Origin of the sequence: Pantoea sp. Taur, from assembly GCF_009830025.1 — a bacterium.
Classification (GTDB): Bacteria; Pseudomonadota; Gammaproteobacteria; order Enterobacterales; family Enterobacteriaceae; genus Pantoea; species Pantoea communis.
Map to the genome: position 1 here is coordinate 1 of NZ_SZZZ01000040.1, position 11,380 is coordinate 11,380.

Sequence of the window (11,380 nt, forward strand, 5' to 3'; positions counted from 1 at the left end):
GCCAGCTTCCTCAAGGCAGCGGCTGATGAGCGCAGGGTCAAGAACATCCGCGAGCGTATTCAGAGGATTACGAAGAGAATCGTAACGAGAGACGATATCAAGGGCCTGACTGAGCTGCATAAAAAAATCCGGAAACGAAGCGTTTCCGGATTCTTACACAGCCACTGGATCGTTCAACTGATCCTTAACTGACTGGCATTAAGCCTTAATGGCTGCTTTTTTTTGCCGAAAATTCAGCCAGATTGCTGATTATCCGCTGCGGTTAACTCATCAATCTTGCTCTTTTCATCCCTGCCCTTCAAGCATTTTCCGCGATTTTATGAGCCTTTCTCACAATTCACTGGCATTGACAAAAAGTGACATTTCAATGTGATTTAGATCACACTTTTTCCTGATTTACGCGGTATGCTGGTCCTACCCAGACGGAAATGACAGAGAGGTTTAACTATGATTCTGAACATTACCAGCAAACAAATGGAAATCACTGCGGCTATCCGCAACCATGTCGAAGACCGTCTCGCCAAGCTTGAAAAGTGGCAAACTCACCTGATAAATCCGCACATCGTGTTATCGAAAGAGCCGAAAGAATTCGTGGCTGATGCCACCATTAACACACCGAACGGCACGCTGGTTGCCAGCGCGAAACACGAAGATATGTACACGGCTATCAACGATCTGATTGCCAAGCTGGAGCGACAACTGAATAAGGCGCAGCACAAGCCTGAAGCGCGCCGCGCAACCAGCAGTATGAAAGATTTCACCCCTGCGGGATAAATAGACCTTTTCCAGTAACGCGCCTGCGGGCGCGTTTTTTATTGACAGCTTTAAATCACTGCGGTTACTCTCAATCCACTTTATTGCTGGAATCACACATGAAACATCTACCGTTCTTCTTCGCATTCTTTTTTACCTTCCCCTGATTGGGAGGTGATTCGTCGTGTGAAAATGAATGCGAAGACGAACAACAAAGCCTCCCAAACGGGAGGCTTTTTTATTGGACATTTTACAGGTGAGCCCTATGAATCCCGAAAATCCGCTGCTGGCATTACGCGATAAGATCAGCGCCGTTGATGAAAAGCTGTTAACGCTGTTATCTGAACGCCGTTCGCTGGCGGTTGAGGTGGCGCAAGCAAAGCTCGCGACCCATCGCCCGATTCGCGATGTTGAGCGTGAACGCGCACTGCTGGAAAACCTGATCTCACTCGGCAAAAAGCACCAGCTTGATGCGCACTACATTACTCGTCTGTTCCAACTGGTGATTGAAGATTCGGTACTGACTCAGCAAGCGCTGCTGCAGAAAAACTTAAACCACCCGCACGCACACGCGCCGCGCATCGCATTTCTGGGTCCTAAGGGTTCGTACTCTCACCTCGCGGCGCGTAAATACGCCACACGTCATTTTGATTCCATGGTTGAGATGGGCTGCCTAAAATTCCATGACATCATTCATCAGGTGGAGAGTGGCCAGGCCGATTACGCCGTGATGCCAATCGAAAATACCAGCTCAGGCTCGATTAACGACGTCTATGACCTGCTGCAGCAAACCACGCTCTCCATCGTTGGCGAGCTGACCATCCCAATCGAACACTGTGTGCTGGTCAACGGCAATACCGACTTACAGCAAATTGAAACGGTTTATAGCCATCCTCAGCCATTCCAGCAGTGCAGCCAGTTCATCAATCGTTTCCCACAATGGAAAATCGAATATACCGAGAGCACCGCAGCGGCAATGGAAAAGGTCGCGGCGATGAATTCACCAAAAGTGGCGGCTCTGGGCAGTGAAGCGGGCGGTGAGCTGTATGGTCTGCAGGTGTTAGAACGGAATTTAGCTAACCAGCAACAAAACCATACCCGCTTCATTGTGCTAGCACGTAAGCCGATTGAAGTTTCTGGCCAGGTACCGGCCAAAACCACATTGATTATGGCTACCGGTCAGCAAGCTGGTGCACTGGTTGAGGCTCTGCTGGTGCTGCGTAATCACAATCTGATCATGAGCAAACTAGAAAACCGCCCAATTAACGGCAACCCATGGGAAGAGATGTTTTACATTGATGTGCAGGGCAATCTGCAATCGGAGAACATGCAGCTGGCGTTGAAAGAGCTACGTGATTTGACGCGATCTCTGAAAGTACTCGGCTGCTATCCGGGTGAAAATGTTGTTCCGGTGGAACCGCGACTGTAAATGAAAAAGGCATCCTTGCGGATGCCTTCTCTTTTATTGCCGGCTATCGTTAGCCGAACGCAACATACTTCGGCTCTCTACCAGGAAGCGTTGAGCGTAATCGCCAAACCAGTGCGCGACACCTTCAAAGCTCTTGATGAACGCCTGTTTATCGCCCTGCTCCAGCAATTTAATCGCATCACCAAAGCGCTGATAATAACGCTTAATCAGCGCCAGATTGCTCTCCGAAGACATGATGATGTCTGCGTAAAGCTGCGGGTCCTGAGCAAACAGTCGACCAACCATCGCCAGTTCCAGGCGATAAATCGGTGAGGACAGCGCCAACAGTTGATCAAGGTTGACGTTCTCTTCCGCTAAATGCAAACCATAGGCAAAAGTGGCAAAGTGACGCAGCGCCTGGATAAAGGCCATGTTCTGGTCATGCTCGACCGCGCTGATGCGATGTAAGCGCGCCCCCCAAACCTGAATCTGCTCAAGGAACCACTGGTAGGCTTCCGGCTGACGGCCATCACACCACACCACCACCTGCTTCGCCAGGCTACCGCTATCCGGGCCAAACATGGGATGCAAACCGAGAACAGGGCCGGTATGCGCCGCCAGCATCGCCTGCAATGGACGATTCTTCACCGATGCAAGATCAACCAGAATGCAGTCTTCCGGCAGTGTTGGTAATTCGGCGATGATCTGCTCGGTCAGATGAATGGGCACACTGATGATGACCATGCCCGCATCTTTGAGCAGCTCTTCAGAACGATCCCAATCGCCCTTGTCCAGAATACGGACCTGGTAACCTGACAGATTGAGCATCTTTTCAAACAAGCGCCCCATCTGGCCACGCCCACCAACAATCACCACCGGGCGCAGCGTTGGGCAGAGCGTTTTGAAGCCTTTGTCGTTTTCATGCGCATAAGATTCACGCATCAGGCGACGTAAGACATCCTCAATCAGATCTGGCGAAACGCCGAGCGCTTCAGCTTCCTGACGACGTGAAGCCAACATGCTGGCTTCACGTTCTGGCACATAAATCGGCAAACCATAACGGCTTTTGACCTCACCTACTTCAGCTACCAGCTCAAGGCGTTTGGCTAATAGCCCAAGCAGGGCTTTATCGACTTCATCAATTTGATCGCGTAGCGCGGTCAGTTCAGCCACCATGACTCTTTATTCCTCGTGTGACAGACGTGCCGACAGCACTCCCTGCAGATCCTGATGGATTTCACGCAGCAAGGTTTCCGTGGTTTCCCAGTTGATGCAGGCATCCGTGACGGAAACACCGTATTTCATTTCGCTACGTGGCTGCTCAGAAGACTGATTGCCTTCGTGAATATTGCTTTCCAGCATCAGGCCAATAATGGAACGGTTTCCATCTTTAATCTGCGCAATAGCCGACTCGGCTACGCCAGGCTGACGGCGATAGTCTTTATTAGAATTACCATGGCTGCAATCTATCATTAAGGCCGGACGCAGTCCCGCTTTCAGCATCTCTTTTTCACACTGCGCAACATCTTCAGGACCGTAGTTAGGCGCTTTACCACCACGCAGGATCACGTGGCCATCCGGGTTGCCATGAGTCTGTAACAGGCAAACCTGCCCCGCCTGATTGATGCCGACAAAACGGTGTGGCATCGCTGCAGCGCGCATGGCGTTGATCGCGGTGCCGAGGCTGCCGTCAGTGCCGTTCTTAAAGCCGACAGGCATCGATAAACCGGAAGCCATTTCACGGTGCGTTTGTGACTCGGTAGTACGGGCACCAATCGCAGACCAGCTGAACAGATCGCCGAGGTATTGTGGACTATTAGGATCCAGCGCTTCCGTTGCCAGCGGCAGGCCCATTTCCACCAGATTCACCAGCAGCTGACGCGCAATGTGCAGCCCGGCTTCCATATCAAATGAGTTGTTCATGTAAGGATCGTTGATCAGCCCCTTCCAGCCAACGGTGGTACGAGGTTTTTCAAAATAAACGCGCATAACGATATACAGCTGATCCTTCAACTGTGCAGAGAGAGTTTGCAGCTGACGAGCATATTCCAGTGCGGCTTCGGTATCGTGAATTGAACAAGGACCACAGACCACCAGCAGGCGCGGATCGCGGCCAGCAATAATATCGGCAATGGTCTGGCGAGAAGCAGCAATCTGCGCTTCCTGCGCCGCAGTGAGCGGGAACTTCGCTTTCAGCTCTTGCGGGGTGATTAAAATTTGTTCGTCGGCGATATGCACATTGTTCAGCGCGTCTTTCTGCATGATGGCGATCCTTTTTAACTCGTGTATGCGGTTTGGGATCCTCACTGAGGATGGCGCTTACTGTACCACAACATGTACATCTTGCAATCCGTGAATGTACACTTTTATTACCACCACTGATAACCATCACAAAAACAAAACTAAAAACACATTAAATACATAAAGTTAACGTAATTTGGGCCACCCAACACAAAGTGATTTGTGTAAATTTTATTTTACACTCTACTTTTATTTAAAAGTGCCAACACCCTCTTTTTCCATTAACATTTTGTTATTCATCGTTTTCCAGGATCTTAGGATGTCAACCTCTGTCATCACCTTACGCCCTTTCGTTCTACAGGATGCTGGCGCTTTTGCTGCGGCGGTCAATCAGTCTCTCAACAGCCTGCTGCCATGGATGGTATGGGCGCATCACGATTATCGGGCAGAGGAAGCCACTAACTGGATTAATTTCACCCATATGCAGCGGAGTAACGGTGAAGCGGAAGAGTTCGCTATTGTCGATAGCAATGATCGGTTACTCGGCGGCGCAGGCATCAGATTCGCACAGCGGCTTGGGGAATTTAGTGCATTAGGCTATTGGGTTCGCAGCGATGCACAAAGGCAAGGTGTCGCAACACGTGCAGTGGCTCAATTGGTGGACTTTGGCTTCAAGCACGCGCAGATCCCCTTACTGGAGATTATCGCTGCTGAGGAGAATCATGCCAGCCGTGCCGTGGCATTGCGCAGTGGTTTTGAGTTTATCGATTGCCGCTATGGTTTAATCATTCTTGATAGCGGCCCAGTGAATAGCGCGATTTACCATCTCAAGCGACCATAAAAAAAGGGGCTGGCCCATAGGCCAACCCCTTGTTTGCTATTAACTTTGGGATGTCGCTTACGCGCCCAGACGCTCTTTGATACGAGCTGACTTACCGGTACGCTCACGCAGGTAGTACAGTTTGGCTTTACGTACAGCACCACGACGTTTGACAGAAATGCTGTCAATTACCGGAGAGTGAGTCTGGAAGACACGCTCAACGCCTTCGCCGTTTGAAATCTTACGAACAGTGAATGCAGAGTGCAGACCGCGGTTACGAATAGCGATAACCACGCCCTCGAATGCCTGCAGACGTTTCTTAGAACCTTCAACGACCCATACTTTCACTTCCACGGAATCACCCGGACGGAATGAAGGTACGTCCTGCTTCATCTGCTCTTGTTCAAGTTGCTTGATAATGTTGCTCATAATTAAATCTCTATATCCTGGGTAAACTGATAGTCAGGGAAGATTACTCTTCCACCTGATGGTTTTGTTGCTGCTGATGTTCCCGTTGGAACTCATTTAGCAACCGTGCTTGCTCTTCAGTCAGAGCCAGGTTTTCCAGAAGTTCAGGTCTTCTTAGCCAGGTACGGCCTAGCGACTGTTTCAGGCGCCAGCGGCGAATATCGGCATGGTTGCCCGACAGTAAGACTGGCGGAACTTCCATCCCTTCTAACACTTCAGGTCGGGTGTAGTGCGGGCAATCCAGTAAACCATCCGAGAACGAATCCTCATCGGCTGACGCCTGCTTGCCCAATACGCCGGGGATAAACCGGGCGACTGAATCAATCAACGTCATGGCTGGTAGCTCACCACCACTGAGTACGTAATCACCGATTGACCATTCTTCATCAATCTCAGTATGAATCACGCGCTCATCAATCCCTTCATAACGACCACACACCAGAATCAACTTCTGGTTGGTCGCCAGTTCGCAAACGCCCTGTTGGTCCAGTTTGCGACCCTGAGGTGAAAGATAAATCACCCTGGCACCTTCTCCCGCCGCCGCTTTCGCTGCGTGGATAGCATCCCGTAAGGGTTGCACCATCATCAACATTCCCGGTCCGCCGCCGTAAGGACGTTCATCCACGGTACGGTGCCGGTCGTGCGCGAAGTCACGAGGACTCCAGCTTTGAATGTTGAGCAGGCCATTTTTTACTGCCCGGCCAGTTACCCCGTACTCGGTAATAGCGCGAAACATCTCTGGAAACAGGCTAATAACACCAATCCACATCGCGTTCGCCGTTACGTTACCGGATTGTCCGGAGATCAAAAACCAGGATCCCAATCTACTTCAATCGTGCCAGTAGAGAGATCGACTTTCTTGATAACCTGTTCATCAAGAAACGGGATTAACCGCTCTTGCGCACCGAATGCATCTTTCAGGTTTGCCTTAACAACGAGAACGTCGTTCGAACCGGTTTCCATCAAATCAATGACTTTGCCCATTTCGTAACCGTCGAGGTTTACCACTTTGCAACCCATAAGGTCTTTCCAGTAGTAATCACCCTCTTCCAGCGCTGGCAGCTGAGCAGAATCAACCGTAATTTCGCAATTGGTTAACTGTGCCGCAGCGTCCCGATCGTCAATGCCTTTGACTTTGATGATCAGGTCCTGATTGTGGTGCTTCCAACCTTCCAGTTCGACCTGCTGCCATTTACCGGCACGCTGGATGAACCAGGGTTGGTAGTCGAAGATGCTTTCAGCGTCTTCAGTGGAGGAAAACACTTTGAGCCAACCTCGAATGCCGTAAGCGGCCCCCATTTTCCCCAATACAATTGGGTTAACGAGAGGCTGTGCGGCAGGTTTAATGCTCATGCTAACCACCGTGACAGATTAAGCTGCTTTTTTTGCTTCTTTGATCAGCGCGTTAACGCGATCAGAAAGCGTTGCGCCCTGGCCAACCCAGTGCTCAATACGGTCCAGATCCAGACGCAGACCTTCAGCCTGACCAGAAGCGATCGGGTTGAAGAAACCTACGCGCTCGATGAAACGACCATTACGCGCATTGCGGCTGTCAGTAACGACGACCTGATAGAACGGACGCTTTTTCGCGCCGTGACGTGCCAAACGAATTGTAACCATAACATCCTCATTAGTTAATAAAGCGCTCGGGCTCCATCGAGGGATGGAACCCGAGCGCAATATAAAAAGCCCGAAAATTTTACTCATTTTGGCGAAAAAAGCAACCTGAGCGTGTTAATTTTCTGGCTGTGTGCCGCTCGCCTTAGCGACCGGGGAATCCGGGCGGCATCATACCTTTCATGCCACGCATCATTTTGGCCATGCCACCCTTCTTCATTTTCTTCATCATGCGCTGCATGTCGTCGAACTGTTTCAATAAACGGTTAACGTCCTGCACCTGCATACCTGAACCGGTGGCAATACGGCGCTTGCGTGAGCCCTTGATGATTTCCGGTTTCTGACGCTCTTTGGTGGTCATCGAATTGATGATCGCCTCCATACGCACCAGCACTTTGTCATCCATCTGCGATTTCACGTTGTCTGGCAATTGCCCCATGCCCGGCAGCTTACCCATCAGGCTGGCCATGCCGCCCATGTTGCGCATCTGCTTCAGCTGTTCGAGGAAGTCGTTGAGATCAAAGCCATCACCGGTTTTGAGTTTCTTCGCCAGCTTCTCCGCCTGTTCGCGGTCAACTTTACTCTCGATATCTTCGATCAGCGACAGTACGTCGCCCATGCCGAGGATGCGTGAGGCGATACGGTCTGGATAGAACGCTTCCAGTGCTTCCGTCTTCTCACCCATACCCATGAATTTAATCGGCTTGCCGGTGATATGACGAATAGACAGCGCTGCACCACCGCGCGCATCACCATCCACTTTCGTCAGAATCACGCCCGTCAGTGGCAGCGCTTCATTGAAGGCTTTTGCCGTGTTTGCCGCATCCTGACCGGTCATGGCATCGACCACAAACAAGGTTTCCACCGGATTGATCGCGGCGTGTACCTGTTTGATCTCGTCCATCATCGCTTCATCAACGTGCAGACGACCGGCGGTATCCACCAGCAGCACGTCGTAGAATTGCAGCTTCGCTTCTTTCAGGGCGTTCTTCACGATGTCGACAGGCTTTTGGCTCAGATCGGAAGGACAGAAGTCCACGCCAACCTGCTGCGCCAGTGTTTCCAGCTGTTTAATCGCTGCCGGGCGATAAACGTCGGCAGAAACCACCAGCACTTTCTTCTTATGCTTCTCGCGCAGGAACTTACCCAGCTTCGCCACGCTCGTGGTCTTACCCGCACCCTGCAGGCCCGCCATCAACACCACAGCCGGCGGCTGTGCGTTCAGATTGAGCGCATTATTTTCTGCACCCATTGCCGCAACCAGCTCGTTGCGAACAATTTTGATAAATTCCTGGCCAGGCGTCAGGCTTTTGTTTACATCCTGACCTACCGCCGCTTCTTTCACGCGGTTGATGAACTCACGCACGACCGGCAGCGCAACGTCCGCTTCCAGCAATGCCATGCGCACTTCACGCAAGGTGTCTTTAATGTTGTCTTCGGTCAGCCTTCCGCGGCCGCTGATGTTGCGCAGGGATTGCGACAAACGATCGGTTAAATTATCAAACATGCTCTCTCACTTAGGACCGTAGCGAGGCCGCCCGGGCGGCACAATGCGGCGGATTATAGCACGAAGCCACAGCGATCTCTGCAATTGACCTTCAGATCGTTTGGAGCCTGATGCAGCTGGCGCTATACTGGTTTTTTCCTTATCTGACCGACACCTGAAAGGATCTATGTTCGTTTTCGCGATCGTGGCGCTGTTCGCCTACTCCCTCAGTCTTGCATTGATCATCCCCAGCCTGCTGAAACGCAACGGTGGCTGGCGTCGTTTTGCCGTACTTTCTGCTTGCGTCGCGTTGATCGCCCATGCGGTTGCACTGCAACAACGCATTTTTGCCGTCGATAACGGACAAAACCTCAGCCTGCTAAATATCGGTTCGCTGGTGAGTTTGCTGATCTGCGCGATCATGACCATCGTTGCATCGCGCAATCGCGGTTGGTTACTGCTGCCAATTGTCTACGGCTTTGCCTTGATTAACCTCGCCTTCGCCACCTTTGTGCCGAATGCCTTTATTACCCATCTCGAAACCACGCCGGGCATGATGATCCATATCGGCCTGTCGCTGTTTGCCTACGCCACGCTGATTATCGCGGCACTGTATGCGCTGCAGCTGGCATGGATTGATTACCAGTTAAAAAATAAGAAACTGGCTTTCACCCAGGATATGCCGCCGCTGCTGAGTATTGAGCGTAAGATGTTTCATATCACGCAAATTGGTGTAGTGCTGTTGACGCTGGTGCTGTGTACCGGTCTGTTCTTCATGCATAACCTGTTTAGCGCGGAGAATGTCGATAAAGCGGTGCTGTCCATTCTTGCCTGGTTTGTTTATATCGTTCTGCTCTGGGGACACTATCATGAGGGCTGGCGCGGACGTCGCGTCGTCTGGTTTAACTGCGGTGGTGCACTGCTGCTGACCATGGCCTACTTCGGCAGTCGCGTGCTTCAGCACCTGCTCACTTCTCACTAAAGGAATTTTTGCGTTGGAACATGTTTCAACCACCACGCTGATCGTTACGCTGGTCATCATGGTGCTGGTCTCTGCGTACTTCTCCGGTTCAGAGACCGGCATGATGACGCTCAATCGTTATAAATTGCGCCACAAAGCCAAAAGCGGTAATCGCGCGGCTCGTCGTGTCGAAAAACTTTTACGCCGTCCTGATCGCTTAATCAGCCTGGTGCTGATAGGCAACAACCTCGTGAATATCCTGGCCTCCGCATTGGGTACCATTGTCGGTATGCGTCTTTACGGCGATGCGGGTGTGGCAATTGCCACCGGGATCCTGACTTTTGTGGTGCTGGTGTTTGCTGAAGTGCTGCCGAAAACCATTGCAGCGCTTTACCCCGAAAAAGTCGCCTATCCCAGCAGTGTGCTGCTGGCGCCGCTGCAGTATGTGATGCTTCCTTTGGTCTGGCTGCTCAACACCATTACCCGCATTCTGATGCGCATGGTTGGTATCAAAACGGAAGGCTCCATCAGTTCAGCCCTAAGTAAGGAAGAGTTGCGTACCATTGTCTATGAGTCCCGCTCACTGATGTCTCGTCGTAATCAGGACATGCTGCTGTCGGTGCTGGACCTGGAAAAGGTCAGCGTTGATGACATCATGGTGCCACGCAATGAAATTGTCGGCATTAACGTCAACGACGACTGGAAATCGATTGTTCGCCAACTGAGTAATTCCCCGCATGGCCGGATCGTGCTGTTCCGCGATTCGCTGGATGATTCGGTTGGCATGCTGCGCGTGCGTGAAGCCTGGCGCATGATGACCGAGAAGAAAGAGTTCAACAAAGATCGCCTGCTGCGCGCCGCTGATGAAATTTACTATGTGCCGGAAGGTACACCGCTGAATGTCCAGCTGGTGAAATTCCAGCGTAATAAGAAGAAAGTCGGCTTGGTGGTCGATGAATATGGTGACATCAAAGGACTGGTGACCATTGAAGACATTCTGGAAGAGATTGTTGGCGATTTTACGACGTCCATGTCTCCCTCGCTGGCGGAAGAAGTGATGCCGCAGAATGATGGCTCAGTGCTGATTGAAGGCAGCGCCAACGTGCGTGAAATCAATAAAGCCTTTAACTGGACGTTACCCGAAGACGAAGCACGCACCATCAATGGCATGCTGCTGGAAGCGCTGGAAGAGATTCCGCTGGTCGATACACGCGTGAAAATCGGGAAGTACGATGTGGATATCCTCGACGTGCAAGACAACATGGTGAAGCAGGTGCGCATTACCCCGCATCATCCGCTGAAATCCTCCATCGGTTCCTGAAGCCAAAAAAAACGCCGCGAACATCGCGTAATGCCGATCAGTTAAGACAAAAATGATCGGTTGAACGATCCGGCAGTTCTGCAAGAATCCGTAATCTCTCAGGGATTACGGATTTTTTTATGCTTCTCAGTCAGGCTCTCGATATCGTTCATAAGTTTACGCCTCAGGAATTCTCGGGGCTTTCCGATCTCCTTTCTCCTGAACTCATTGACGAGTGTCTCGCTGATACCGGGACAGTGACGTTACGAAAGCGCCGTTTATCGATGGAAATGATGGTCTGGGCTGTAACCGGCATGGCACTTTTT

Annotated in this window: 15 protein-coding genes and 1 other annotated feature; of the genes, 7 read left to right on the forward strand and 8 right to left on the reverse strand. The window is 51.3% G+C overall.

Going from position 1 to position 11,380, the window contains the following annotated elements; genetic code table 11:
• Positions 1-120: hypothetical protein (locus FD744_RS25755; protein WP_237449367.1), on the reverse strand; the 120-nt coding region annotated here is incomplete at its 3' end.
• A 327-nt stretch (positions 121-447) separates the two neighbouring features.
• On the opposite strand from FD744_RS25755, the gene raiA reads away from it, so the two are divergent.
• The 3 genes from raiA to pheA all read left to right on the forward strand — a co-directional run bounded on the left by raiA (position 448) and on the right by pheA (position 2,182).
• Positions 448-774 (forward strand): ribosome-associated translation inhibitor RaiA, encoded by a 327-nt coding sequence (gene raiA, locus FD744_RS24740; RefSeq protein WP_034822244.1) that lies wholly within the window; start codon positions 448-450, stop codon positions 772-774.
• Positions 775-871: 97 nt separating this feature from the next.
• Positions 872-996 (forward strand) — a sequence feature (Phe leader region).
• Positions 873-920: a pheA operon leader peptide PheL gene (pheL, locus tag FD744_RS24745; RefSeq protein WP_100703679.1), complete on the forward strand. Its 48-nt coding sequence runs from the start codon at positions 873-875 to the stop codon at positions 918-920. (Overlaps the previous feature by 48 nt.)
• Positions 997-1,018: 22 nt before the next feature.
• Positions 1,019-2,182 (forward strand): bifunctional chorismate mutase/prephenate dehydratase, encoded by a 1,164-nt coding sequence (pheA, locus tag FD744_RS24750; RefSeq protein WP_038645247.1) that lies wholly within the window; start codon positions 1,019-1,021, stop codon positions 2,180-2,182.
• Positions 2,183-2,215: 33 nt separating this feature from the next.
• On the opposite strand, the gene tyrA is transcribed toward pheA, so the two are convergent.
• Both tyrA and FD744_RS24760 read right to left on the reverse strand, forming a co-directional pair.
• Entirely contained in the window at positions 2,216-3,337 is a 1,122-nt protein-coding gene (gene tyrA, locus FD744_RS24755; protein WP_058962335.1) for a bifunctional chorismate mutase/prephenate dehydrogenase, read from the reverse strand.
• A 6-nt stretch (positions 3,338-3,343) separates the two neighbouring features.
• A complete protein-coding gene (locus FD744_RS24760) occupies positions 3,344-4,423 on the reverse strand; it encodes a 3-deoxy-7-phosphoheptulonate synthase (protein ID WP_160869944.1) in 1,080 nt (359 codons plus the stop codon).
• A 298-nt stretch (positions 4,424-4,721) separates the two neighbouring features.
• Here FD744_RS24760 and FD744_RS24765 point away from each other — a divergent pair, with 298 nt between their 5' ends.
• Positions 4,722-5,243: a GNAT family N-acetyltransferase gene (locus FD744_RS24765; protein ID WP_160869946.1), complete on the forward strand. Its 522-nt coding sequence runs from the start codon at positions 4,722-4,724 to the stop codon at positions 5,241-5,243.
• A gap of 57 nt (positions 5,244-5,300) precedes the next feature.
• Here the strand turns inward: FD744_RS24765 and rplS are convergent, their stop codons facing one another.
• From rplS to ffh, 5 genes are all read right to left on the reverse strand, one after another.
• Complete coding sequence (rplS, locus tag FD744_RS24770) at positions 5,301-5,651, reverse strand: 50S ribosomal protein L19 (protein ID WP_034822234.1); 351 nt, start codon at positions 5,649-5,651, stop codon at positions 5,301-5,303.
• 43 nt (positions 5,652-5,694) lie between these two features.
• A complete protein-coding gene (gene trmD / locus FD744_RS24775; RefSeq protein WP_045816445.1) occupies positions 5,695-6,459 on the reverse strand; it encodes a tRNA (guanosine(37)-N1)-methyltransferase TrmD in 765 nt (254 codons plus the stop codon).
• 35 nt (positions 6,460-6,494) lie between these two features.
• The gene (gene rimM, locus FD744_RS24780) at positions 6,495-7,043 is read right to left on the reverse strand and encodes a ribosome maturation factor RimM (protein ID WP_034822227.1); all 549 of its coding nucleotides are present in this window, start codon (positions 7,041-7,043) and stop codon (positions 6,495-6,497) included.
• Between the two features lie 18 nt (positions 7,044-7,061).
• Positions 7,062-7,310 (reverse strand): 30S ribosomal protein S16, encoded by a 249-nt coding sequence (gene rpsP / locus FD744_RS24785; protein ID WP_007893313.1) that lies wholly within the window; start codon positions 7,308-7,310, stop codon positions 7,062-7,064.
• Positions 7,311-7,452: 142 nt separating this feature from the next.
• Positions 7,453-8,814, reverse strand: coding sequence for a signal recognition particle protein (gene ffh, locus FD744_RS24790; RefSeq protein ID WP_160869948.1), 1,362 nt, complete (start codon positions 8,812-8,814; stop codon positions 7,453-7,455).
• 166 nt (positions 8,815-8,980) lie between these two features.
• Between ffh and FD744_RS24795 the strand changes: the two genes are divergently transcribed.
• The 3 genes from FD744_RS24795 to FD744_RS24805 all read left to right on the forward strand — a co-directional run.
• Positions 8,981-9,775: an inner membrane protein YpjD gene (locus FD744_RS24795; RefSeq protein ID WP_038645240.1), complete on the forward strand. Its 795-nt coding sequence runs from the start codon at positions 8,981-8,983 to the stop codon at positions 9,773-9,775.
• A 13-nt stretch (positions 9,776-9,788) separates the two neighbouring features.
• Positions 9,789-11,075: an HlyC/CorC family transporter gene (locus FD744_RS24800; RefSeq protein ID WP_045816444.1), complete on the forward strand. Its 1,287-nt coding sequence runs from the start codon at positions 9,789-9,791 to the stop codon at positions 11,073-11,075.
• Between the two features lie 119 nt (positions 11,076-11,194).
• Positions 11,195-11,380 (forward strand): transposase domain-containing protein (locus FD744_RS24805; protein WP_202403470.1); only part of this gene is annotated, 186 nt, incomplete at its 3' end.